Source organism: Enhydrobacter sp. (assembly GCA_025808875.1).
Lineage (GTDB): Bacteria > Pseudomonadota > Alphaproteobacteria > Reyranellales > Reyranellaceae > Reyranella.
In genome coordinates, this window is sequence record CP075528.1 from 4,821,875 (window position 1) to 4,844,527 (window position 22,653).

Below are 22,653 nucleotides of genomic sequence, written 5' to 3' on the forward strand. Positions count from 1 at the left end.
GGAGCCTCAGAAAATCTAATGAGCATTCTGGATCGACTGCTTCGTCGGAAAGCGCCCGAATCGGCGCCCGTCCCCCTGCATGTCTGCGGCGCGATCGAGATCCGCCGTCCCTGGGCGCGTCGCTCGGCGAACGTCGAGGGTCTGGCCGGCGGCTACTGCCTTCTCACCAACCGGGCCGCCACGCCGGACCGGCTGGTCGCCGCCGCCTGCTCGGGCGCCGAGGCGGTCGAGATCCACGCCATCAAGGTCGTCGGCAACGGCATCGTTATGCGCCCTGTCGAGGGGGGCCTTGCCTTGCCGCCCGATACGCCGATGACCTTGAAACCGCGCGGCTATCACCTGCTGCTGCGCGGCGTCGGCATGTCGCTCGGCAAGGGCGCACGCCTGCCGGTCACCTTGACCTTCGCGTCGGGCGCGAGCGTCACCCTCGACTTCGAAGTCGAGGATCCGGGCCCGGTCGGCGACGAGACCCTGCTGGAGAAACCTTAGCCCGGATAGCGGTGGCTGCCGCCAAAGGCATCCTCGAGGCGCAGCGCATCGGGGTCGTCGGCGAGATAGGAAGGACCGATCGGCACCTTGCCATGGCCGCCCGGCACGTCGAGCACGTAGGTCGGCTGGGCGAGGCCCGACAGCCGGCCGCGCAGCGCCTTCATCAGCGCCTGGCCGTGTTCGATCGACACCCGGAAATGACTCGTGCCGCGCACCAGGTCGGGATGATGGAGGTAGTAGGGCTTGACCCGCGCCGCGACCAGCGCGCGCATCAGCCGCTCGAGCGTCGCGACGTCGTCGTTGACACCCTTCAGCAGCACCGTCTGGCCGAGCAGCGGGAAGCCCGCATCGGCAAGCCGCGCCAGCGCCTCCGGCGCGCCGCCCTCGAGCTCGCGCGCGTGGTTGCAATGCACGCCGATCCACAGGCCGGCGCGGCGCGGCCGCAACGCCGCCACCAGCTCGTCGGTCACCCGGCCGGGATCGACGATCGGCACGCGGCTGTGCAGCCGGATCACCTGGACGTGCACGATGGCGTCGAGAGCGGCGACCAGTTCGCCCAGCCGGCGCGGCGCCAGCATCAGCGGATCGCCGCCCGTCAGGATCACCTCCCAGATCTCCGGCCGCTCGGCGATGTAGCGCAGCGCCGCGTCGAGCTCGCCGGCCGACAGCGCCTCGCCGCCCGGTCCGACCGTCTCGCGCCGGAAGCAGAAGCGGCAATAGACCGGGCAGACGTGCAACGGCTTCAGCAGCACCCTGTCGGGATAGCGATGCACGATGCCCTTCACCGGCGAGCGCGCCGCGTCGCCGATCGGGTCGGCGAGCTCGTGCGGCTGCACGACGCTCTCCGCCGCCGACGGCACGAACTGCCGCGCAATGGGGTCAGTAGGCGGATCGTCGGCGAGCCTGTCGCGATCGATCAGCGCCAGCATCTCGGGCGTGATGGCGATCGCCATCGATTGCGCCGCCTCGGCCAGCCGCGGATCGGGCCGCACCAGGCCGTCGCGCTCGAGCGCCTCGAGGGTCCGCAGGGTCGGCATGCCGCCGCTCACATAGGGCGGACGGTCGTTCCTGACGAGTCCTTTCGCGTCAGGCCCAGCGCGCGGTGTCGGGCCGGTCGGCCGCGGTGAGGAGCGTCGCCGTCGACACCACCGTCCAGTCGCAGAGATCGTAGCGCCGGCTGAGCGTGTCGCGCACCGCCTGCTCGGCCCCGCCCTCGGGCAGCTTGGAGCGCTCCCACATCGCGAGATTTGGCCGCCGCGTCAGCAGCAGGCTGCGCACGCCCGTCTGCAGGCCGGCCCCCGTTGCCGGATCGGGCGAGGCGGCGCTGCGCCCGCCGGTCGCACGCCACAGCCCGATCACCTGCGAATCGTAGGCGCCCTCGAAGCCCGGCCAGCCTGCCGCGCACAGATCGAGGAACTCGGGCCAATCGGGCTCGGGCGTGGCGAACCAGCGGAAGGCGTAGTTGCCCTGCCGCGTCGGCGGCGCCGCATCGGTCGGACGCAGCGTCGGCCGCAGGGCCTCGCTGCTCGCCGCGCGCACGTCGACATCGCCGCCGATCAGCGCGGCCTCGGCGTCGCCGGCGGCGATGGTGCGCGGCCACACGCTCATCGCCTGCAGCTCGTCGCGCGGCCGCCCGATCTGGCTGCGCCACACGCCGTAGAGCGCGCCGTCGCCCAGTGGCCGCGCCGCGATGCGCGCTGCCACCTCCCGCCAGCGCCGGGGCACGGTCTCGAGGCGATGATGGACGAAGTGCAGCGTCACACCCCGACGGCGGTGTGGCGGCTCAGCAGGAAGCCGTCGTAGTTGTTGGCGGCGACCGCATCGCAATGGCGCTTGTAGCGGTCGAAGCCGCCGACATAGGGCATGAACACGCGCGGCTTGCCCGGGATGTTGGCGCCGACGTACCACGAGTTGGCCAGCGGATAGAGCGTGCCGTCGGCCACCTGGTTGACGTGCGCCACCCACGCGCCCTCGGCCTCGGCGGACGGCTCGATGCGGTCGAGCTGGTGCTTGTGCAGATGGTCGATGGCGCCGGCGATCCAGTCGACGTGCTGCTCGATCGAGGCGATCATCTGCGTCTTCACGCCCGGACTGCCCGGCCCGGTGACGACGAACATGTTGGGGAAGCCCGCCACCATCAAACCGAGATAGGTGAGCGGCCCGCCTGCCCAGTGCTCGCGCAGCACCTGGCCGTCCGTCGTGCGCACGTCGATCTCGTTCAGCGCGCCGGTCATGGCGTCGAAGCCGGTGGCGAACACGATGGCGTCGAGCTCGAACGATTGGCCGCCGACGGTGCGCAGCCCGCCCGCCGTGATCTCCGCGATCGGATCGCTGCGCACGTCGACCAGGGTCACGTTCGGCCGGTTGTAGGTCTCGTAGTAGTCGGTGTCGAGGCAGAGCCGCTTGGTGCCGATCGGATGATCCTTGGGCGCCAGCAGCTCGGCCGTCCCCGGATCCTTCACGATGCCGCGGATCTTGTTGCGCACGAACTCCGACGCCGTGTCGTTCGACGCCTTGTTCACCAGCAGGTCGGTGTAGGCGTAGAGGTAGCTGATCGAGCCGCCCTCCTGCCACTTGGCCTCGTAGGAGGCGTTGCGCTCCGACTCGGGCACGTCGAGCGCCGACTGGGTCGGCCTGGCGTGTCCGGCGATGGCGAAGGGCGTGTCCATCGCGGCGGCGCGGCGCGCGGCATACTCCGCCTTGTGCCGCCGCTCCTTCTCCTCGGGCATCGGCATGTTGCGCGCCGGCAGGCTGAAATTCGCCGTGCGCTGGAAGACATGCAGGTGCTTCGCCTGTTGCGCGATGAGCGGGATCATCTGCACGCCCGACGAGCCGGTGCCGATCACGCCGACCCTGAGGCCGCTGAAATCGACGCCGTCTTGCGGCCACAGGCCCGAGTGGTACCACTTGCCCTCGAAGTCCTTCAGCCCCTTGAAGTCGGGCACGCGCGGCGTCGACAGGTTGCCGGCCGCCATCACGCAGTAGCGCGCCTCGATGCGCTCACCCGAGTCGGTCGCGAGCGTCCACTTGTTGGCCTCGCCGTCGAACACGGCGGACACGATGCGCGTGTTCAACTGCACGTCGCGGCGCAGGTCGAAGCGGTCGGCGACGTGGTCGATGTATTTCAGGATCTCGGGCTGCGTGCCGTAGCGCTCCGGCCACTTCCACTCCTGCTGCAGCGCCTCGTCGAAGGAGTAGGAGTATTCGAGACTCTCCACGTCGCAGCGCGCGCCGGGATAGCGGTTCCAGAACCACGTCCCGCCGATCCCCGACCCGGCCTCGTAGGCGCGCACCGCGAGCCCCAGCCCGCGCAGGCGATGGATGGCGTAGAGGCCGGCGAGGCCGCCGCCGACGATGGCGACGTCGAGCTGGCGGCCAGGCTGATGCGGAGCGGGCGTGCGGGAGGCGTCGGGCATGGCGTCTCTCTGATATTTTGCAATGCGGGTCGTGGCGCGGGGCCTGATGAACGGTCGGCCGACCGATGCCTCTTGGCAAGGCCCGTCGCCGTCCCGGCCCGCAGGTCGGCATGCGCTTCACGCGATGCAGAAAAACGCAGCGGGCTCATGTAAACTTCCTGTTTCAGGCCTATGGTTTTTCAATGACGGCCCGCATTTTTGCCGGATCGTCGGACAGGACACGTGGACCAATCGGTCACTCCCCCTCCAGCGACGGCCAATCCCGCCGCGGGCGTCTCGACCCGTCGCCCGGGATGGCGTGAGCGCCTGGCCGGCCGCTTCCGTTTCGGTCCGCGCCTGTTCGCCCTCCTGGTCGTCGCCCTGCTGGTGGTGGGCTACGGCGGGCGCGAGCTCTATCTGCGCTTCACCCACGTCTACGAATACGACGCGCGCGTCACCGCCGACATCGTCACCATTTCGAGCCGCACCGACGGCTGGCTGGTCGACATGCCGGTGCGCGAGGGCATGCGCGTCGGCGCCGGCGAGATCGTCGCCCGCATCGACGACCGCGCCGCCCGGCTCAAGGTCGACGCCTTCCGCGCCGAGATCGACGGCGTGCGCGCCGAGCGCACGCGGCTCCGGGCCGAGCGCCGCCTCATCCTCGGCCAGGCCGAGGCGCTCGAGCGCACGCGCGGCTCGGCCGTGCAGGTGCGCGAGAACGCGTTGGGCGCGCTGCGCTCCGATCTCGACCTCGCCCGTCTCGAATTGCAGCGCACCCGCTCGCTGTTCGACAGCAAGGTCATCAACGAGCGCCAGCTCCAGCAGGCCCAGGCCGCCGTGGTCAGGCTCGAGAGCCAGCTCCAGCAGGCCCAGGCCGAGCACCAGGAGGCGATCGGCAGCCTCGAGGAGGCGCGCGCCGAGCGCGAGAAGCTCGGCGTCATCGACGCCCAGATCTCGGCGCTCGACCACAAGGTCGCCAACCTCGCCGCCCAGATGAAGCAGCAGACCGTCGACATCGACGACCGCACCATCCGCAGCCCGGTGCCGGCGGTGATCGATCGCACCTTCATGCTGCCCGGCGAGTACGTCGCCGCCGGCCAGCGCATCCTGCTGCTGCATAATCCCGACGAGGTCTGGGTCGAGGCCAACATCAAGGAGACCCAGGTCGGCCGCCTCCGCCTCGGCCAGACCGTGAAGGTCTCGGTCGACGCCTGGCCGCGCGACCGCTTCGTCGGCAGGGTCGCCCGCATCGGCAGCGCCACCACGGCGCGCTTCGCGCTGCTGCCGACGCCCAACCCGTCGGGCAACTTCACCAAGATCACCCAGCGCGTGCCGGTGAAGATCGACCTCGTCGAGATGCCGAGGCCGCTGTCGCCCGGCATGATGGTCGAAGTCGAAATTGACGTCCGATAGCGCCCCGATCCAGACCGCTGCCGTCCTGACCGAGCGCTACGGGCCGGCCTATCGCTGGCTGGTCACCATCACCGGCATGATCGGGGTCGTCGCCATGGTGCTCGCCATGACCACGGTCAACGTCGCCGTGCCCGACGTCATGGGCGCCTTCGGCATCGGCCAGGACAAGGCGCAATGGATGTCGTCGGCCTACATGGCGACCATGACCGCCGGCATGCTGATCAACGCCTGGGTGATGGGCGTGCTGGGCGAGCGCCGCACCTTCGTCGGCTCGCAGGTCGTCTTCTCGCTCGGCGCCCTGATGGGCGGCTGGGCGCCCAACGAGGACATCCTGATCTTCTCCCGCATGCTGCAGGGCTTCAGTGCCGGCGTCGCCCAGCCGCTGGTCATGGCGACCATCTTCTCGGTCTTCCCGGCCGACCGGCGCGGCCTCGCCATGGGCGTGTTCGGCCTCGGCGTGGTGTTCGCCCCGGCGATCGGCCCGACCATGGGCGGGCTGATGATCGAGTATTTCTCGTGGCGCCACGTCTTCTTCCTGTCGCTGCCGTTCTGCGCCATCGCCGCCGTGATGGGCCTCGTCTTCATGCCGACCCGGCCGGTGCCGGCGCGCATCCCGCCCTTCGACTGGCTCGGCTTCTTCCTGCTCTGCACCGCGCTGTTCGGCCTGATGACCGGCATAGCCGACGGCCAGCGCGAGGGCTGGGGCTCCGACACCATCGTCTTCCGCCTCGCCCTCGGCGCGGCCGCCTCCGTCGCCTTCGTGCTGTGGCAGCTCCACACGCCGCGCGCCATGCTCGACATCCGCACCTTCGCCAATGTCGAGTTCGCGGCGGCGGCGCTGATCGCCTTCATCTTCGGCGCCGGCATGATGGGCTCGACCTACGTCATCCCGGTGTTCGTGCAGACCTGCATCGGCTTCACGCCGCTGCAGGCCGGGCTGATGATGATGCCGGCCGGGCTGATGCTTGCCTTCATCTTCCCGCTGGCCGGCCGCATGTCGGACGCCATGCCGGCCTCGACCATGATCATCGGCGGCCTGATGCTGTTCGCGCTCGGCTTCTGGTGGATGGTCGGCGCCGACGTCGACACCACCTTCTGGACCCTGGTCGGCATGATCATGCTGTCGCGGCTCGGGCTCGGCTTCATCAACCCCGCGCTCAACGCCTCCTCGCTCAAGGCGCTGCCGGCCGACAAGCTGCGCCAGGCCGCCGGCATCTCCAACTTCATGCGCCAGCTCGGCGGCGCCTTCGGCATCAACCTGATGGTCGCCTTCTTCGAGGTGCGCACGCGCTTCCACGCCGACGCGCTGACCGCCACCCAGGGCTGGGACAACCGCACCACCGAGCGGTTGCTCGAGCAGGTCGAGAAGCTGCTGCAGCGCGAGGGCCTGACCTACCAGCAGCAGAAGGCCGGCGCGCTCGACTTCCTCGGCCGCATGATCGACGCCAAGGCGCAGATGCTGGCCTTCTCCGACACCTTCATCATCATCGCCCTGGTGGCGCTCGCCGCGCTCGCCCCGGCCGCGCTGCTCTCGCGCTCGCAACGCCGCGCCCGCCGGCTGGCGTGGAGTTGATTTACGCCGCCCGCGCAGCAGCGGGGGCGCCGGCGGGGCTGCGTTACGAATAGGACTGAATTTTCGTGAATTTCAATGATGCTGCATGAAAACTGATTTTTCAGCGGCGCTCATCGTGAAATATACAACTGCCCTTAGGCGATGACATCGGCAGGGGGTGTGTATTAACTGTTGTATAATTTTGGCGTTCTTGATATGTGCGATCTGTGCATCCTCCCGTATCTTTCCGCGAGCTGACCCGGTTCCCATTTTGCTGCAGGGGGCGTTTCGGCGCCTGTCGAAGTGGCGACAGGGCGTCTGCCGGCATCAAGAATTTTGTACAAACGTGTGTTGCTTCCCGTGCGTCCGAGGGTTTCCGGTATTTGCGGCATTTCCGCCGGCGATTTTTCGTTCGTCGTCATACGAAATCGGCGCGGCTGCTGCCGCCGGCGGTCGGGCGCAGGGGACTTCCCGGCCTTTCCGGCTTTTCCGCACGGGTGAGACGTTCGTGTACAGGCAATGCCTCGCTCCGGGCGACCTGGCCGGGTGGGTTACGGCAGTTCCTTCAGTTTCTGCAGCGGGCTTTTGCGTCGTGGCGAGGCGTCCCGGGAAGTGTCTCACGGCGTGTCCCGAAAAGCGTCCACGTCGGTGTCCCACGCAGCGTCTCACCGTGTGTCCATGGGACGGGGGTGGGGCCAAGTGGGACACTCGGGTCTCGAAGCCTTGTGCCATCGTCATCGAAGGTGTCCCACGCGGCCGGGACAGTGGGACGCTTTGGGACACCCGGGAGGACACCCGGCCGGACGGCGGAGCGACCGCTACATCTGGAGGAGGGCCGAATTGATTCCCGTTTTTTAATTCGGCAGCCACGACATCTCGCGTCCGGAGCCCCCTTGTCCGCGTCGCCGACGACGGGCGAAATCCCCGCATGACGCCCGAACCGGCATCCGCCAAAGTCCGTCCCATGCTCGACCCCCAGCTCAAGACCAGGATCATGGACGCCGTCGATCGCGCGTTCGACGACCAGACCCGGGTGCTCGCCGACCTGGTGAGGATCCCGTCGACCCGGTTCCGCGAGGCGCCCGCGCAGGACATGATGGCCCGCCTGTTCAAGGAGGACGGGCTGTCGGTCGATCGCTGGCAAATCCGGATCGACGACCTCAAGCACCTGCCGGGCTATTCGCCGCACAGTCTCGACTACGACGATGCCTGGAACGTCGTCGGCGCCTGGCGGCCCGGTTCGCCATCCTCGGGCAAGGGTGGCCGCTCGCTGATCCTCAACGGCCATATCGACGTCGTGCCCGAGGGGCCGCACGAGATGTGGGCGCGCAATCCGTTCGATCCGGCGATCCGCGACGGCTGGATGTACGGCCGCGGTGCGGGCGACATGAAGGCCGGGCTCATCCTCAATCTCTTCGCGATGCGCGCGCTGCGGCGATTGGGCTATGTGCCGGCGGCCGACGTCTACCAGCAGTCGGTGGTCGAGGAGGAATGCACGGGCAACGGCGCGCTCGCCTGTCTGCAGCGCGGCTATCGCGCCGACGCCGCGCTGATCCCCGAGCCGTCGTCGCACGCGCTGACCGTCGCGCAGGTCGGGGTGATGTGGTTCCAGGTCAAGGTCACCGGCCATCCGGTGCATGTCTACAAGGCCGACGCCGGCTCGAACGCCATCGAATCGGCCTATCGCCTGATCCAGGCGCTGCGCACGCTCGAGAAGCAGTGGAACGCGAAGAAGGCGCACGACTCCCATTTCTGCGACCACCATCACCCGGTGAACTTCAACGTCGGCAAGATCGCCGGCGGCGACTGGGCGAGCTCGGTGCCGGCGTGGTGCACCTTCGACATGCGGATCGGCGTGCTGCCGTCGCAGACGCTGAAGGAATGCCGGCAGGAGGTCGAGGATGTGATCCGCCGCACCGCCGCCGGCGATCCCTTCCTCGGCAACAACCCGCCGACCGTGACGTGGGAGGGCTTCCAGGCCGAGCCCTTCGTGCTGCGCAACCACGAGCAGGTGCGCGAGGTGCTGGCCGATGCGCATCGCACGGTGTTCGGGTCGGCGCTCGAGGACAAGACCTCGACGGGCACCGCCGACAATCGTTTCTTCGGCCTCTATGCCGGCATCCCGGCGCTGGTCTATGGGCCGCGATCGGACGACATCCACGGCTTCGACGAGCGGGTGAATCTCGACTCGGTGCGCCAGATCACGCAGGCGACGGCGCTGTTCATCGCCGAATGGTGCGGCCTCGAGGCGGCCGGGTAATTGGTTTCAATCGTGTCAGTCGGCCCCCGCCGCATTGCCCCGACCGAGGCGCGCGCGTAGCTTGCGTGCACGAGTTTTGGGGGGACGTCGGAGAACGGGAGCCGTTGCGGCTCCCGTTTTTCGTGGTTGGTCTTCAGGCGCGACGCAGGGTCGAGAACATGCCGATCGCCAACCCGCCCAGCACGACACCGACGCCGGCCAGGCGTCCGGTCGTCAGCGGCTCGTCGACCAGCAGCGCGGCGAAGACCAGGGCGCAGCACGGCACCAGCAGCGACACCGGCCCGACCTTGGCGGCGGGATAGGCGCGCAGCAGGGTTCCCCAGATCAGGTAGCCGAGCCACATCACGGGCACGACGGTGTAGAACAGCACGGCCCAGCCGAGCCAGGTCGGCGCGAGGATCGGCGAGAGCGTCGCCTGCCAGCCGTCGAGCGCGACGCCGGCGACGGCGAGCGGCAGCGGCGGGATCAGGCTCGCCCACACCGTCACGGCGAACAGCGACACGCCGCGCGCCGAGCGGAAGAAGAGGTTGCCGGCGGCCCAGGTCAGGGCCGACATCAGCGCCAGCCCGACCGCGAGCAGCGGCGCTGCGTCCGAGACCGAGCGGGCGATCAGCACGACGCCGACCAGGGCGATGGCGAGCCCGCTCCATTGTCCCGCCGTGGCGCGCTCGCCGAGGAACAGCGCGGCCAGCACCACGGTGAGCGGGCCCTGGAGCTGGACCAGCACCGAGGTCAGGCCGGGCGGCAGGCCGGCCTCCATGGCGAAGAACAGGAAGACGAACTGGCCGGTGAACATGAAGCCGCCGATGCCGGCCAGGGTGCCCCACGAGATCGCCGGCTTCGGCACGAACAGCACCGGCAGCGCGCTCAGCACGAAGCGCCAGGTGGCGAAGGCGAAGGGCGTGAGTTCGTCGAGGCCGAAGCGGATGGCGGTGAAGTTGAGGCCCCAGGTCGCGGCGATCAGCAGCGCCGCCGCCGAATGGAGCGGCGTCAAGCGCCGCTCACAGCCACACCCACGGCCGCTCGGTCCGGTCCCTGGCCTGCCACGCCTCGATCCGGTCCTTCGCCGTCATGGTCTGGGCGATGTCGTCGAGGCCGTTCAGCAGCGCGTGCTGGCGGCGCGCATCGACCTGGAACGGTATCGCGCGGCCGGTCGGCGAGATCACCTGGCAGTTCTCGAGATCGACCGTGATCCGCGCGTTGCCCGGCGAGGCCTTCATCTCGTCGGCGAGCTGCTCGACCTCGCCGATCGGCAGCGCCACCGGCAGGATGCCGTTCTGGAAGCAGTTGTTGTTGAAGATGTCGCCGAAGTAGGGCGCGATCACCGCCTTGATGCCCATGCCCTTGAGCGCCCACACCGCGCCCTCGCGGCTCGAGCCGCAGCCGAAATTCTCGCGGCTGAGGATGATCGGCGCGCCGCGATAGGGCTGCTGGTTGAAGATGCAGTCCGGATCCTCGCTGCCGTCTGGCTTGAAGCGGATCTGCTCGAAGCAGTAGGGCCCGAGCCCCTCGCGGCCGACATTGTCGACCAGCCGCTCGATGCGGATGATCAGGTCGGTATCGACGTTCTGGCGCATCAGCGGTACGGCGACGCCGGTCACCTTGGTGAACTTGTCCATGGTCGATGCTTCCTCACCCGATCTTGCGTACGTCGGCGATCGCACCCTTGATCGCCGCCGCCGCCGCCATCGCCGGGCTGGCGAGATGGGTGCGCGCGCCGGGACCCTGGCGGCCGACGAAGTTGCGGTTGGAGGTCGAGACGCTGCGCTTGCCGGGCGGCACCCGCTCGCCGTTGGAGGCAAGGCACATCGAGCAGCCCGGCTCGCGCCATTCGAAGCCCGCCTCGACGAAGATCCTGTCGAGCCCCTCGGCCTCGGCCTGGCGCTTGATGCGCTCCGAGCCGGGCACGACCCAGGCCGTGACGTGGTCGGCCTTGCGCCGTCCCTTGGCGATCGACGCGGCGGCGCGCAGGTCGGAGATGCGGCTGTTGGTGCAGGAGCCGATGAACACCCAGTCGACGTTGGTGCCCTCGATCGGTCTGCCGGGCTCGAGACCCTGGTAGCGCAGCGCCGCCTCCCACGCCGCGCGCTTCTCCTCCGGACCCTTGGCCGGGTCGGGAATGGCGCGGTCGACGGCGATCACGTGCTCGGGGCTGGTGCCCCAGGTGATCTGCGGCGCCACGTTCCTCATGTCGATCGTGTGCTCGCGGTCGAACTCGGCGTCGGCATCGGTCGGGAGCGTGCGCCAGTGCGCGACGGCGCGGTCCCACAGGGCGCCCTTGGGTGCGTAGTCGCGGCCGGCGAGATACTCGTAGGTCGTGTCGTCGGGCGCCACCATGCCGGTGCGCGCGCCCATCTCGATGGTGAGGTTGCAGAGCGTGAGCCGCGCCTCGATCGGCAGGCTGCGCACGGCCGAGCCGGCATATTCGACGGCGTGGCCCGTGCCGGCCGCCGTGCCGACCTCGCCGATCAGGTGGAGGATCATGTCCTTGGCGGTCACGCCGACGGGCAGGCTGCCCTCGAAGCTGGCGCGGAAGCGCCTGGGCTTGCGTTGCACCATGGTCTGCGTGGCCAGCGTATGTACCAGCTCGGACGAGCCGATGCCGAAGGCGAGCGCGCCCATGCCGCCGTGCGTCGAGGTGTGGCTGTCGCCGCACACCAGGGTCGTGCCCGGCAGGGTGAGGCCAAGCTCGGGTCCGACGACGTGCACGATGCCGTTGCCGTCCTGGCCGAGGTCGAACAGCTTGATGCCGTACTTCGACGTCGTCTCGCGCATCGACTTCAGCAGCGGCTCGCCCGGCGGATAGGTCTTGTCGGTGCGGCCGGGCCGGGTCGACATCGTGTGGTCCGGCGTGCCGTAGATCAGGCGCGGCTGGGGCGGCGCGTAGCCCTTCTCGGCGGCCTCGGCGAGCGCCTTGCCGCCCGACATGTCGTGCAGCAGCGTGCGGTCGATGTGGAGCAGCACGAAGCCGTTGCCGAGATCGGCAATGACGTGGCCGTCCCAGATCTTGTCGAACAGCGTCCTGGCCATTGGTTCCTCCGCGAGGGGCGATATGAGCATCCGCCCGCTGCCGGGGAAAGCCTATTGCACGACTTCCAGGCGGGCGTACCAGGGCGATGGGCCGGGCTCGGGTCCCCAGAGCCAGTCCCACCGCGGTCCGGCCGTCAGCGTCGTCGGAATGCCCAGCCGCGCCGCGAGATGGGTCGGCCAGACATCGTCGCCGACCACGCGGGCGCAGCGCGCGATGTTGGCGGGGTCGCGCTCGATCGATTGGCCGTCGGGCGGCGCTGCGTCGGTGAACCAGCCGACGCGACCGTCGGGTTGCGCGACGACGGCGAGCGGCGGCGGCGGCGGCAGCGAGTACAGCGTCCAGCCCAGGAGATGCGGCAGGCTGCGCAGCGGCGCGGCCGCCGCGAAGCCGTCGAGGCCGGCGCCGCGCACGATCGTGGATCCGCCGAGCAGCGGTGCGAGGGTTGGCCCGCACTGAACGACCGCGTCGACGCCGCGGGCCAGCATCAGCGTGTCGCGCCGGGCGGCGCCGCTCTCGATGTCGGCCTGTTCCGGGTAGACCAGCAACCGGCCGTCGAGCGGCTCGCCCCGCCAACGCGGCAGATCCGGTGCGTAGCGCTCGCCCGGCAGGTCGAGCCGTGCCTCGTGGTCGTCCAAGCCGCGCAGCCAGTCGCCGCGCTCGAGCAGCAACTCGCCTCGCCTCAACCTCAGCGCCGCATCGTCGGGCCGCGTCGTCAGCGCCATATCGAGATCGGCAAGTGCGCCCATCCAGTCGCCGCGCGCCGCCAGCAGCCGGGCGCGCGCGCTCAGCGAGGGCACCAGGCGATGGTCGATCGACAGCGCCTCGTCGAAGGCGCGTTCCGCCTCTTCGGCCCGACCGAGTGCCTCGAGCGCGCGGCCGCGATTGTGGGCGATCGCGGGATCGCCGGGCTTGAGCGCCGCGGCGCGGTCGAGCGCGGCGAGGGCCGGTGCATGGTCGCCCAGCATCGACAGGCAGCCGGCGAGATTGATCTGGGCGGCGGCGTCGCGCGGCAGGAACCTGGCGGCGCGATCGAGAGGCTCGCGTGCCTCGGCGAAGCGTCCGAGCTTCAGGCGCACTTGGCCGAGCAGATGAAGCGCCTGGCCGGAGTTGGGCCGCGCCGCCACCACGCGGGCGAACAGCCGTTCGGCGCCCGCGAAGTCGCCCGTCGCGGCGTGCCGGATGGCATCGCGTGCCAGTTCGTCGACCTTTGAATCGGAGACAGTCACGCGCGGGCTCTAACAGAGCCGGCGGCGCAAGGGCAAAGAAAAAGCCGGCGGTCGACAGGGAGGCTGGGGAGTCGACCGCCGGCAGCGTCCGGAGAGGATCGGGCCCGGCAGGGTAGGGTTCGGGCCCGTCTCCGGAACTCGGGAAACCGCCGGACTAGGCCCGCCAGAAGGGCTTGTTGGCCTCGAAGGCGACCTGGCCGGCGTTCAACCCGATGTCGTGCAGGGTGCGGGCGCCGAGGTTGCCAAGCTCATGCCGCTCGCGGCTGCGCCGGCGCCAGGTCTTGACCACGTCGGCGAAGGTGGCGATCGAACCGAGATGCAGGGTCGGCGAGGTGTAGGACGGGGACATCCGGGCCATGGTCGGCTCCTGAAGAAGGTGGGTGTTTGCTGGCCGGTGATGTGCGCCCGCGAGCCGCTCTTTACAAATGACCCTTTGTCCGCTTTTGATTAATTTACCTCATCCGATAGACACTGCTTCCCGAAGGGATTTCCCATGAAGCGCACGCTGCCTCCGCTCAATGGCTTGAGGGCTTTCGAAGCGGCCGCACGCCACATGAGCTTCACCGATGCGGCCCAGGAACTGAACGTCACCCAGGCCGCGATCAGCCATCAGGTGCGCGGGCTGGAACTGCGGCTCGGATTAAAATTGTTCGTGCGCAGAAACCGCTCGCTGCTGCTCTCGGAGTCGGGCCAGGCCTACCTGCCGGCGGTGCGCGCCGCGTTCGATCAACTGAACGAGGCGACGGAGAAACTGCTGCACAAGGATCGCGGCGGCAATCTCACCGTGACGACCACGGCGTCCTTCGCCACTAAGTGGCTGGTGCCGCGCCTCGGCGGGTTCCAGCGCGCCAATCCGGAGATCGACGTGCGCGTCAGCACCGGCACGGGACTCGTCGATTTCTCGCGCGAGGACGTCGATATCGGCATCCGCTACGGCCGCGGTCAGTGGCCCAACCTCGTGGCCGAGCGACTGGTCGGTGAGGACGTGTTGCCGGTCTGCGCACCGTCGCTGCTCAAGGGCCCGAACGCGCTCAGGAAACCCGTCGATCTCAAGCGTTTCACGCTGCTGCATATCGGCACCTTTCCGGACGACTGGCAGGTCTGGCTGACCGCTGCCGGCATCAAGGGCATCGACGCCACTCGCGGCGTCACGTTCGACAACGCCGTCGTCGCCTACCAGGCCGCGATGGACGGCCTGGGCGTGGCGCTCGGCCGCAATCCGCTGGTCACTCCCGACCTCAAGGCGGGCCGTCTGGTGGCGCCCTTCGACTTCAAGCTGCCGACCGAGCTCGCCTACTATGCCGTCTATCCGGCCGAGGCGATTCGCCGCCGCAAGATCAAGGCGTTTCGCGACTGGCTGATGACCCTGGCCGAAGCCGCACCCGCGCCCTGACTGGCCTCGACATCGGTTCCGTGACTCCGTCGATATTTGCATTTACAAATATCGGCTCCGGGAGGAACGCGATGGACTTCGGCTACTTCACGCTGAGCGACAACCGCTATCCGAACAACCCGCGCAGCGCCGAGTCGTTCATCGCGGACATCTACGAAGAGGCGCTGTTCGCCGAGCGGGTCGGGCTGAACTCGGCCTGGATCGGCGAACATCACTTCAATCTGCTGGGCGTCAATGCCTCGCCGCTCGCGATCCTGGCACAGCTCGCCGGCGCGACGAAGAAACTCAGGCTCGCGCCGGCCGTCACGCTGCTGCCGGTGCATCACCCCCTGCACGTCGCTGAGGAATGGGCGACCCTCGATCTGCTGTCGGGCGGCCGCGTCGACTTCGCCGCCGGACGCGGCTACGACCGAAAGGAATACGAGCCGTTCGGCGCCTCCTTCGAGGATTCCTCCGAGCTGTTCGCCGAGGCGCTGGAGATCGTGTGGCGGGCCTGGACGGAGCCCGGCAGATGGAGCCACCGCGGCAAGTTCTACCAGTTCGAGGATATCGAGATACGTCCCAGGCCGGCGCAACGACCCCTGCGTCCCTACGTGGCCTGCTTTTCGCGTCCCTCCATGGAGCTCGCTGCCCGCAACGACTGGCACGTGATCTATGCACCCTTTGCCGCCGCCATGGTCTACGGATCGCTCGGCGATGCCGTCCGCATCTATCGCGAGACCTGCGAGCAGCAGTTCGGGCGGCCGATGCGGCGTGCCATGTGCTCCTACTTCGTGCATATCGCGTCGACGCCGGAGGAGGAGCGGTACGGCAAGGAAGCCCTGGTGCGCTATTTTCAGGATGCCCTGATCGCCGCGTTCCCGTCGGCGTCGGGAGAGAAGGTGCCGCCGACCTACAAGTACTTCGTCGACATCGTGAACATTCTGCGCGACATGCGGCCGGAGAAGCTCACCGACAAGTCGATCCTGTGCGGCAACCCGCAACACATCGTCGATACACTGAAGAAGGTCGAGGCGGCGGGGATCTCCGAGGTCATTCTCTATTTCAACTACGGCCAGAAGCCGCACGCGCTGGTGAAGGAGCAGATGGAACGCTTCATGCGCGAGGTCGCCCCGCACTTCGCGTCATGAAGGCGCTCGACGACTACCTGCCCTACCTGCTGAACCGTGCCGGTGCGCGGCTGGCCGCCTCCTTCGCCGAGGAAATCCGTCCTCTCGGCGCAAACCTGCAGATGTGGCGCGTGCTTGCGGCGCTGCACGAGCGGGACGGGCGGCGCATGGGCGACCTCGCGGCGATCACGTCGATCAAGGTCTCGACGCTCACCCGCCTGATCGACCGCATGGAACGCAAGACTCTCGTGGTGCGGCGGCAGGACCGGGCGGATGCGCGCGCCGTCGCCCTCCACGTCTCGGCCGCGGGCCGCCGGCTCACGCGAAAAATCTTGCCGATCGCCGAACGCTACGAAAGAGTGGCGCTCCGTGGCTTCGGCAGCGCTGAAACCACGCGGTTGAAGACAGCACTACGCCGGCTCTTCGACAACATGGATGGATTGCGCAAGGAATAGGAGGTCGCCATGGCGCAACTCAAGTCGATCGAGGATCTGCGTCGGATTGTCACCGAGCCGCGGCCGGCGACGCGCACCAAGATACTCGATGCGCTCGACGAGCAGTCGATCGCTTTCCTGAAGAGGTGTCCCTTCGCCCTAGTCGGCACGGTGTCCGCCGACGGCACGCTCGAAGTCTCGCCCAAGGGAGACGAGCCGGGCTTCATCCGCGTCGAGGACCCGCACACGCTGTTGATCCCCGAGCGCGTGGGCAACAACCTCGCGTTCGGACTTTCCAACATGATCGACAACGGCAGGATCGGCATGATCTGCCTGGTCCCAGCGACCGGCGAGACCCTGCGCATCTCGGGCACGGCCGAGGTCTACGACGATGCCGATCTGGTCGCCTCGCTTTCTTCGCTGGGCAAGCCGGCGTTGCTGGCGACCCGCGTGCGCATCAAACACTGTTATTTCCATTGCGCCCGCTCGGTGGTACGCGCGGGCTTGTGGAGGCCGGAATCCTGGCCGACGCCGGGCCGGGTCTCGTTCGGCAAGATCATCGCGCCCAAGATCGGGGCGGGCGACGACGTCGCCGCCCAGATCGACGCCAGTGTCGAGGGCGCCTATACGACACGCCTCTGGAGCAACGGTTAGCGCTTCGACGTCAGCCGGTATATCGCGTCGATATGAATGTCGGCACAATCGACCAGCTGGAAGCCCGGATCGTGACCGGCGAAGGCGAGGAAGAGGTCGGTGCCGCCCAGCATGATTGCCTCGACGCCGCGTTCACGCACGAGATGGCGACCGACATTCAGGAATATCTGGCGCTGATGATCGGTGATCCGGCCGATGCTCGCCATGTCGACATAGGCGGCGTGAATGCGGTCGAGGTCGTCCCCTTCCGGCGCGACCAGCTCCGCCGAGGCGACGCCGCCATAGAGCTTGCTTTCCATCACCGTGCGCGTGCCCATCACGCCGATCCTTCGCAGGCCGCGCGCCACGATGGCCGCGTCGACCTCGGGTATGGCGTTCACGAGCGGGAGCGGTGAAATCGGCTCGAGCTCCCGAATGCAGAAATGTCCGCCCATCGAGGTCACGGCAGCCGCTTGCGCTCCGGCCGCCTTCATGCGGCCTATCAGGCGCGCGAAGATCTCCGCCTGCCGACCGGGATTCCGGTCGTTGAGGTTGCGCGACATCTCACGGACGTCGGCATGGGCGATGGTGCATTCCAGTGGAATGCCGGCAGCAGCATGCCGGTCGATCAGCCCGCGATAGTAAAAATCCGTCGCGGCGGGTCCGATGCCGCCGATCAGCCCGATATGCATGGGCGCTCCGTCCTAGGTCAGTGTGTTCTTGTGGAAACGCCCGGCCTTCATGATCATTGGCAAGTGCGCGCCCTGGTCGAGGAAGAGCTCGAGCCTGCGCAGCGGGTTGCCGTCGATGGCGATCAGGTCGGCGTGGGCGCCTGGCTCAATCACGCCGAGCCTGCCCTCTTGGCGCAGGATCTTCGCGCCGACCGTCGTCGCCTGCCGAATGATCTCCAGCGGCTTCAGCACCTCGGCGCGGAACAGGAACTCGCGGCTCTGTTCGACCTGGAGCGGGCCCAGCAGATCGGAACCGTAACCCACCTCCACACCCGACTTCTTGCAGATCTCGAGGGAGCGCAGCGCGCCTTCCAGCACCACGTCGTTCTTCGCCAGCATGTCGGCGCTCATGCCGAACTGCCTGGCCCGCTCCTTCATCACGAAGTAGGTCACGAGGTTGGCGACCATGAAGCCACCGCTGGCTTTCAACCGTCGCGCCGACTTGAGGTCGATCAGGTTGCCGTGCTCGATGGTGCGCACGCCGTTCTCGATGGCGCGCGTGATGGCCTCGGGCGTGTAGGCGTGCGCCAGCACGTAGCGGCCGAAGTTGCGTGCCTCGTCCGTGGCGGCGGCAATCTCCTCGGCGGAAAACTGCAGCGAGTCGAGCGGGTCGTAGGGCGAGGCGACTCCGCCAGAACACATGATCTTGATCTGGTCGGCACCGAGCCGCATCTGTTCGCGTACCGTCCGGCGCACTTCGTCGGCACCGTCGGCGATGGCCATGCAATAGGTCATGGCGTTGCAGCAGTGGCAGGGGGCCAACTGGACGTCGGTTCGGCGCCGCGAATCGGAATGTCCGCCGGTCGGCCCTATGGCACGGCCGGATATGAAGAGCCGAGGACCGTCGATGAGGCCTGACTCGACGGCCATCTTGATTCCCCAGTCGGCGCCACCGGTGTCGCGCACGGTGGTGAAGCCGCGGTCGAGCATGCCGCGCATCAGCGTAGCCGCCTGGGCGGCCAGCAGGGTGAGTGGCACGGCTTCCAGATGGCGCAGGTTCACCTCAGTCAAGAAGACGTGGACGTGGCAATCGATCAGGCCCGGCATCAGCGTGCACCCGCCGCCGTCGATCGTGCGCGCATCGGGCGCCTTGATCGGCCTGCTCGAGACCTCGCGTACGGTGCCGCCCTCGATCAGCACTTCGTAGCCGCCACGCACTTCGTCCCAGCGAGGGTCGAGCAGGCGGAAGTTCCGGAACAGGGTCTGCGACATCGATGCTCGGCCGAATCCTGCCGCAACCCTACGATGGCGCTCGATTCGGCGCTACAGTCGACGCGGGATGCGGAGGATCGTCGTGTTCGGGACCACGGGGTCGGGCAAGAGTTGGCTGGCCGGACGGCTCGCCGAGCGAATGGGCCTGCGCGTGGTCGAACTCGATGCGCTCTACTGGGGTCGCGACTGGCAGCCCGTTCCGCTCGACCTCTTCCGACATCGTGTCGATTGCGAGACTCGGGATGGCGGCTGGATCGTCGTCGGCATCTACGGTCAGGTGCGCGACATCACGTGGGGCGCGGCCGACACGCTGGTCTGGCTCGATCTGCCCTTGCCGTTGGTCACCTGGCGGTTGCTACGGCGGACGCTGAAGCGGGCTTGGACGAAGGAAGATCTATGGGGCACCGGCAACACCGAGTCCTTCGTCCGCACGTTCTTCAGCCGGCACTCGATCCTGTTGTGGGCGGTGCAGACCCATCGCCGCAATAGAGTGCGCTTCACTCAGGAATGCGAGCACTACAAGGAAGGCCGCCATATCGTCCGGCTACGGAGTGCAGCGGAACTTGAACGCTTCGCCGCCGGCTTGGGCGCGTCCGAGGCGCACCGACTGCAAATTGCCGACTGACACAAAATTCCCCGCTGCTGCCCCACAATTGTCACAGGCGGTGCCCATCTGATTCCTGTCCGCAGTGGGATGCGGGCGGAGCAAAATGCGATGATCGTCAAGGGTTTGATCAAGGGTGCCGCGATGTTCGTCGCGGGCGCCATGTTGGTCTGGGGGCTTGCCGGGATTCTTCAGACTCGCGCCAGCGTGCAAAACGAGGCAAGCGCCGCACGCGCGGCGACTGTGCCCGCACCCTCCCTTGCCCATTCACCGGGCAAGCGGTCCGCGGCGCACTGGATGTTCTGACGATCGCTATTCTGCGGCCTTCGCTGCCGCAGTGGCAGGCGCGCGCACGCCGCCCTTCGCGAACATCGCGTCGATCTCCGATTTGCCGTAGCCGAGCTCACGCAGGATGTCCGGTCCATCCTCGCCAATGTGGGGCGCGTGTTGCTGGGGTACGTGCTGGCTCGCCGGCGGCAGGCCCGGGATGTTGGCGACCGGCATGCGACCAAAGCCGTCCTGATCGATCCAGTCGATCGCACCCGATTCCCTGACGTGCGCATGGTCGAGATAGTCCTGGTAGTTGTTCACGCGCTCGCAGAAGACGTCCTTGGGCTGCAGGATCGATATCCACTCCTCGGTGGTCTTGGTCGGCATGGTTTCCTGCAGTGCCTTGATGATTCGGGGTGCGTTCCTGATGCGCGATTCGTGGCTTTGCAGGTCGGGGTCGTCGGCGATGTCGTGACGGCCGATCAGCTCGAACAGCAGCCGGAAGTGATGCGGTCTCATGGCGCTTACCATGAGGTAGCCGTTGCTCGTCTTGAAGCTGCCGGCGGGCATATAGAGCACCGGCGGGTTGCCTTTGGAGAACACCCATTCCATCAGCTTCGCGCCCTGAAAGGCAGCGGCCGAGCGCATCAAGCTGGAATCGATGTAGCTGCCCTCGCCAAAGCGGAACTGGCGCACGATGGCGGTGGCAAGCGCCTGGAAGGTGTACAGACCGGTCGTGACGTCGACGGCGATCATGCCTTGGCGCCACGGCGTGCCGTCGGGCATGCGGTTCATCACCATCATGCCGCTGAAGGCCTGGATCAGGCCGTCGACCGTCGGCCGCTTGCTGTAGGGGCCGGTTTGTCCGAAGCCCGATACCGAACAATAGATCACCTTGGGATTGAGCTTCTTCATGTCCTCGTAGCCGAACCCGAGCCGCGAGATCACGCCGGGACGGAAGCTCTCCATCACCACGTCTGCCTTGGCGGCGATCTTCTTCACCACGGCGATGCCGTCGGGCGACTTGAGGTCGAGTGCGATCGAGCGCTTGCCGCGATTGAAGGCGACCGAATGGGCGCAATGATCGCCCTTGAGTTCGCCCAGCGCGCGGCCCCAGTCGCCCTCAGGCGGCTCGATCTTGATGACATCGGCGCCGTGCAGCGCCAGCAGCATCGAGGCGTGCGGCCCCGCGATGCCTTGCGTGAAATCGAGAACGGTAACGCCGTCGAATGCGCCCTTGCCCATCAATTCCTGCTCCTCCCTCGACCTGAACGTACGTTCACACGGCACAGCGAAGCAAGGCCGCGTCCGCAGGCGAGCCATGCGCGGCATGAACAAAAGTCACGTAAAGCGGCACGGAAGCTCGTTTGAGCGCGTCATCGGCAGAGCCCAAAATGTGCATATGCACACTCCTCTCCCCATCGCCGCCCTCGCGGCGGCCAGCCACGTCGCCCCCTCCCTCGTGGCGCCGTTCTTCCGACGCCTCATGCTGAAGCCGCGACGCCATGTGCGCCCGCCGCCCACCCTCGATCTGCCGACTGGCCAGGAGCGCCTCGATCTCGGTGACGGGTTGATCGCGTGGCGATGGAGCCCCGGGCAGGCGCAGGTGCCGACGGTGTTGTTGGTACACGGTTTCGAAGGTCATCGCGGCCAGTTCGCCGCCATGGTCGATGCGTTGATGGAGCGCGGCTACGCCGCGGTGGCTATCGATGTGCCGGCGCACGGCGACTCCGAAGGTGACGAACTGACGGCGGTCATATTCACCGATGCTCTCGAGCGGGCGCTCGATCGGCTGGCGCCGATTCATGCCGTGATCGGCCATTCGATGGGCGGGGCGATGGCGTTGCATACGCTTGCCACGCGCACCGCCGGGCGATGCACCGCGCCGCGCGTCGCCCTGATCTCCGCGCCGTCAGCACTTGGACGCGAATTGCGCCGTTTCGCCGCCTCAATCGGGTTGTCCCGACGCGGCACGCGTGCCTTCATCCGCTCGGTCGAGAAGCATGTCGGCCGGCCGGCCGACGATTTCGACGTCCGCAATGTCGCCGCCTCGATCGACATGCCGGTGTTGTTGATCCACGACCAGAACGACCGCCAGGTGCCGGTATTCGAATCGGCGCGCGCTGCACACATGCTTTCGACCGCCGACCTGATGGTGACGCAGGGCCTCGGTCACAATCGCCTGCTCGCGGATCCGAAGGTGATCGCCGCCGTCGTCCGGTTCGTCGGAGCTCACGAGACGATGGGCAGCGTCTCCACGTTGTAGGCGTGCACGAGCTTGCGCCCCAGCACAGGATCCTCGAGTTCCATCTCGAAGCGCGGGCCTCCGCGGATGGCGCCGATCGCGGGCATGGTGCCGAGGAACATCGCGACGCCATCCGGTAGCCGGGTGCTGCCACCCGTCCAGCCGGCGATGAGGCCGCGTGGCTCGCGAAGTCCGACGAGTGGACCTTCCTGATAGAGCGTGCGCTTGTCGCCCTCCTCGAGGAAGGAACGCAGAACGAGCCGATCCCAATGTGGCTCGACTTCCTCGAAGCGCCAGGCGGTGCGACCGATGACCTTGGGGCAAATCTGCTTGGCGACGGCGATGCCGTAGCTCTCGACCTTGCGGTCCGTGTGATCGGCGCCGAGCGTGACCCAGAGCCGTTCTGGCGCCCCGACCAGCACGACCTCGGCTTCGCCCGACGTGTCGGGCCCGAGCACCTGTATCGATCGGGCCTGAGTCAGCAGCTCGACGCCGACACGGTAGTAAAGCGGCACCCGGCCCGGCGGCTGCACGCCGATGGCTTTCAGCTCCTCGATGTGTCGTTCGAGTGCTGCGACGTCCCGGCCCGTCCAGCCGGCAATGACGAGTTGCCCGATGTCGGCGGAGCCGACATCGAATGTCAGACGCGCCATCTC

The 22,653-nt window shown here is 67.9% G+C and carries 23 protein-coding genes; 11 read left to right on the forward strand and 12 right to left on the reverse strand.

Features of this window, described 5'->3' with window-relative positions; all coding sequences use genetic code 11:
• Positions 1-18: 18 nt before the first annotated feature.
• Entirely contained in the window at positions 19-489 is a 471-nt protein-coding gene (locus KIT25_23970) for a copper chaperone PCu(A)C (GenBank protein ID UYN95034.1), read from the forward strand.
• Here the strand turns inward: KIT25_23970 and KIT25_23975 are convergent.
• Genes KIT25_23975 through KIT25_23985 form a run of 3 tightly spaced genes read right to left on the reverse strand, consistent with a single transcriptional unit; the run spans position 486 to position 3,905 of the window.
• Positions 486-1,526 carry a lysine-2,3-aminomutase-like protein gene (locus tag KIT25_23975; GenBank protein UYN95035.1) on the reverse strand — a complete coding sequence of 347 codons (1,041 nt, stop codon included), beginning with the start codon at positions 1,524-1,526 and terminating at the stop codon, positions 486-488. The two genes, KIT25_23970 and KIT25_23975, sit on opposite strands and share 4 nt — an antisense overlap.
• A gap of 49 nt (positions 1,527-1,575) precedes the next feature.
• Positions 1,576-2,250, reverse strand: a complete 675-nt coding sequence (locus KIT25_23980; GenBank protein UYN95036.1) for a hypothetical protein — start codon at positions 2,248-2,250, stop codon at positions 1,576-1,578.
• Positions 2,247-3,905 (reverse strand): NAD(P)/FAD-dependent oxidoreductase, encoded by a 1,659-nt coding sequence (locus KIT25_23985; GenBank protein ID UYN95037.1) that lies wholly within the window; start codon positions 3,903-3,905, stop codon positions 2,247-2,249. The genes KIT25_23980 and KIT25_23985 overlap by 4 nt, the downstream gene beginning before the upstream one ends.
• Before the next feature lie 222 nt (positions 3,906-4,127).
• Between KIT25_23985 and KIT25_23990 the strand changes: the two genes are divergently transcribed.
• The 3 genes from KIT25_23990 to KIT25_24000 all read left to right on the forward strand — a co-directional run bounded on the left by KIT25_23990 (position 4,128) and on the right by KIT25_24000 (position 9,109).
• Entirely contained in the window at positions 4,128-5,297 is a 1,170-nt protein-coding gene (locus KIT25_23990; protein UYN95038.1) for an HlyD family secretion protein, read from the forward strand.
• Positions 5,284-6,870 (forward strand): DHA2 family efflux MFS transporter permease subunit, encoded by a 1,587-nt coding sequence (locus KIT25_23995; GenBank protein UYN95039.1) that lies wholly within the window; start codon positions 5,284-5,286, stop codon positions 6,868-6,870. The genes KIT25_23990 and KIT25_23995 overlap by 14 nt, the downstream gene beginning before the upstream one ends.
• 943 nt (positions 6,871-7,813) lie before the next feature.
• On the forward strand, positions 7,814-9,109 hold the full coding sequence (locus KIT25_24000) for an ArgE/DapE family deacylase (protein ID UYN95040.1): 1,296 nt from the start codon (positions 7,814-7,816) through the stop codon (positions 9,107-9,109).
• A 133-nt stretch (positions 9,110-9,242) separates the two neighbouring features.
• On the opposite strand, the gene KIT25_24005 is transcribed toward KIT25_24000, so the two are convergent.
• The 5 genes from KIT25_24005 to KIT25_24025 form a co-directional block, all read right to left on the reverse strand.
• Entirely contained in the window at positions 9,243-10,103 is an 861-nt protein-coding gene (locus tag KIT25_24005) for an EamA family transporter (protein ID UYN95041.1), read from the reverse strand.
• Positions 10,104-10,110: 7 nt separating this feature from the next.
• Entirely contained in the window at positions 10,111-10,728 is a 618-nt protein-coding gene (leuD, locus tag KIT25_24010) for a 3-isopropylmalate dehydratase small subunit (protein ID UYN95042.1), read from the reverse strand.
• 13 nt (positions 10,729-10,741) lie between these two features.
• A complete protein-coding gene (gene leuC / locus KIT25_24015) occupies positions 10,742-12,139 on the reverse strand; it encodes a 3-isopropylmalate dehydratase large subunit (protein ID UYN95043.1) in 1,398 nt (465 codons plus the stop codon).
• Between the two features lie 51 nt (positions 12,140-12,190).
• Positions 12,191-13,366, reverse strand: a complete 1,176-nt coding sequence (locus tag KIT25_24020) for a tetratricopeptide repeat protein (GenBank protein ID UYN95044.1) — start codon at positions 13,364-13,366, stop codon at positions 12,191-12,193.
• A gap of 154 nt (positions 13,367-13,520) precedes the next feature.
• The gene (locus KIT25_24025; GenBank protein ID UYN95045.1) at positions 13,521-13,724 is read right to left on the reverse strand and encodes a DUF1127 domain-containing protein; all 204 of its coding nucleotides are present in this window, start codon (positions 13,722-13,724) and stop codon (positions 13,521-13,523) included.
• Positions 13,725-13,859: 135 nt separating this feature from the next.
• Here KIT25_24025 and KIT25_24030 point away from each other — a divergent pair, with 135 nt between their 5' ends.
• From KIT25_24030 to KIT25_24045, 4 genes are all read left to right on the forward strand, one after another.
• Positions 13,860-14,759, forward strand: coding sequence for a transcriptional regulator GcvA (locus KIT25_24030; protein UYN95046.1), 900 nt, complete (start codon positions 13,860-13,862; stop codon positions 14,757-14,759).
• 71 nt (positions 14,760-14,830) lie between these two features.
• Positions 14,831-15,889: an LLM class flavin-dependent oxidoreductase gene (locus tag KIT25_24035; protein UYN95047.1), complete on the forward strand. Its 1,059-nt coding sequence runs from the start codon at positions 14,831-14,833 to the stop codon at positions 15,887-15,889.
• Entirely contained in the window at positions 15,886-16,323 is a 438-nt protein-coding gene (locus tag KIT25_24040) for a MarR family transcriptional regulator (GenBank protein UYN95048.1), read from the forward strand. Before KIT25_24035 ends, KIT25_24040 begins: the two co-directional genes overlap by 4 nt.
• Before the next feature lie 9 nt (positions 16,324-16,332).
• On the forward strand, positions 16,333-16,956 hold the full coding sequence (locus tag KIT25_24045) for a pyridoxamine 5'-phosphate oxidase family protein (protein UYN95049.1): 624 nt from the start codon (positions 16,333-16,335) through the stop codon (positions 16,954-16,956).
• Here KIT25_24045 and KIT25_24050 read toward each other — a convergent pair.
• Both KIT25_24050 and KIT25_24055 read right to left on the reverse strand, forming a co-directional pair.
• A complete protein-coding gene (locus tag KIT25_24050; protein UYN95050.1) occupies positions 16,953-17,627 on the reverse strand; it encodes an aspartate/glutamate racemase family protein in 675 nt (224 codons plus the stop codon). The genes KIT25_24045 and KIT25_24050 overlap by 4 nt on opposite strands.
• 12 nt (positions 17,628-17,639) lie before the next feature.
• Positions 17,640-18,878 carry an amidohydrolase family protein gene (locus tag KIT25_24055; protein UYN95051.1) on the reverse strand — a complete coding sequence of 413 codons (1,239 nt, stop codon included), beginning with the start codon at positions 18,876-18,878 and terminating at the stop codon, positions 17,640-17,642.
• A gap of 67 nt (positions 18,879-18,945) precedes the next feature.
• On the opposite strand from KIT25_24055, the gene KIT25_24060 reads away from it, so the two are divergent.
• Both KIT25_24060 and KIT25_24065 read left to right on the forward strand, forming a co-directional pair.
• Complete coding sequence (locus KIT25_24060) at positions 18,946-19,503, forward strand: hypothetical protein (GenBank protein ID UYN95052.1); 558 nt, start codon at positions 18,946-18,948, stop codon at positions 19,501-19,503.
• Between the two features lie 90 nt (positions 19,504-19,593).
• Positions 19,594-19,788 carry a hypothetical protein gene (locus tag KIT25_24065; protein UYN95053.1) on the forward strand — a complete coding sequence of 65 codons (195 nt, stop codon included), beginning with the start codon at positions 19,594-19,596 and terminating at the stop codon, positions 19,786-19,788.
• A gap of 6 nt (positions 19,789-19,794) precedes the next feature.
• On the opposite strand, the gene KIT25_24070 is transcribed toward KIT25_24065, so the two are convergent.
• Complete coding sequence (locus KIT25_24070) at positions 19,795-20,997, reverse strand: CoA transferase (GenBank protein ID UYN95054.1); 1,203 nt, start codon at positions 20,995-20,997, stop codon at positions 19,795-19,797.
• A gap of 157 nt (positions 20,998-21,154) precedes the next feature.
• On the opposite strand from KIT25_24070, the gene KIT25_24075 reads away from it, so the two are divergent.
• Positions 21,155-22,018, forward strand: a complete 864-nt coding sequence (locus KIT25_24075) for an alpha/beta fold hydrolase (protein UYN95055.1) — start codon at positions 21,155-21,157, stop codon at positions 22,016-22,018.
• Here the strand turns inward: KIT25_24075 and KIT25_24080 are convergent.
• A complete protein-coding gene (locus KIT25_24080; protein UYN95056.1) occupies positions 21,985-22,650 on the reverse strand; it encodes a DUF2848 domain-containing protein in 666 nt (221 codons plus the stop codon). The two genes, KIT25_24075 and KIT25_24080, sit on opposite strands and share 34 nt — an antisense overlap.
• Positions 22,651-22,653 lie beyond the last annotated feature (3 nt).

Excerpts from the sequence above, each read along its gene's own strand:
- KIT25_24055 (UYN95051.1), bottom strand. The coding sequence starts at position 18,878 with ATGTCGCAGACCCTGTTCCGGAACTTCCGCCTGCTCGACCCTCGCTGG.
- leuD (UYN95042.1), bottom strand. The coding sequence starts at position 10,728 with ATGGACAAGTTCACCAAGGTGACCGGCGTCGCCGTACCGCTGATGCGC.
- KIT25_24075 (UYN95055.1), top strand. The coding sequence starts at position 21,155 with ATGCACACTCCTCTCCCCATCGCCGCCCTCGCGGCGGCCAGCCACGTC.
- KIT25_24040 (UYN95048.1), top strand. The coding sequence starts at position 15,886 with ATGAAGGCGCTCGACGACTACCTGCCCTACCTGCTGAACCGTGCCGGT.
- KIT25_23985 (UYN95037.1), bottom strand. The coding sequence starts at position 3,905 with ATGCCCGACGCCTCCCGCACGCCCGCTCCGCATCAGCCTGGCCGCCAG.
- KIT25_24060 (UYN95052.1), top strand. The coding sequence starts at position 18,946 with ATGCGGAGGATCGTCGTGTTCGGGACCACGGGGTCGGGCAAGAGTTGG.
- KIT25_23975 (UYN95035.1), bottom strand. The coding sequence starts at position 1,526 with ATGCCGACCCTGCGGACCCTCGAGGCGCTCGAGCGCGACGGCCTGGTG.
- KIT25_24000 (UYN95040.1), top strand. The coding sequence starts at position 7,814 with ATGCTCGACCCCCAGCTCAAGACCAGGATCATGGACGCCGTCGATCGC.
- KIT25_24045 (UYN95049.1), top strand. The coding sequence starts at position 16,333 with ATGGCGCAACTCAAGTCGATCGAGGATCTGCGTCGGATTGTCACCGAG.
- KIT25_24035 (UYN95047.1), top strand. The coding sequence starts at position 14,831 with ATGGACTTCGGCTACTTCACGCTGAGCGACAACCGCTATCCGAACAAC.
- KIT25_24070 (UYN95054.1), bottom strand. The coding sequence starts at position 20,997 with ATGGGCAAGGGCGCATTCGACGGCGTTACCGTTCTCGATTTCACGCAA.
- leuC (UYN95043.1), bottom strand. The coding sequence starts at position 12,139 with ATGGCCAGGACGCTGTTCGACAAGATCTGGGACGGCCACGTCATTGCC.
- KIT25_24065 (UYN95053.1), top strand. The coding sequence starts at position 19,594 with ATGATCGTCAAGGGTTTGATCAAGGGTGCCGCGATGTTCGTCGCGGGC.
- KIT25_24025 (UYN95045.1), bottom strand. The coding sequence starts at position 13,724 with ATGGCCCGGATGTCCCCGTCCTACACCTCGCCGACCCTGCATCTCGGT.
- KIT25_24080 (UYN95056.1), bottom strand. The coding sequence starts at position 22,650 with ATGGCGCGTCTGACATTCGATGTCGGCTCCGCCGACATCGGGCAACTC.
- KIT25_23970 (UYN95034.1), top strand. The coding sequence starts at position 19 with ATGAGCATTCTGGATCGACTGCTTCGTCGGAAAGCGCCCGAATCGGCG.
- KIT25_24050 (UYN95050.1), bottom strand. The coding sequence starts at position 17,627 with ATGCATATCGGGCTGATCGGCGGCATCGGACCCGCCGCGACGGATTTT.
- KIT25_24030 (UYN95046.1), top strand. The coding sequence starts at position 13,860 with ATGAAGCGCACGCTGCCTCCGCTCAATGGCTTGAGGGCTTTCGAAGCG.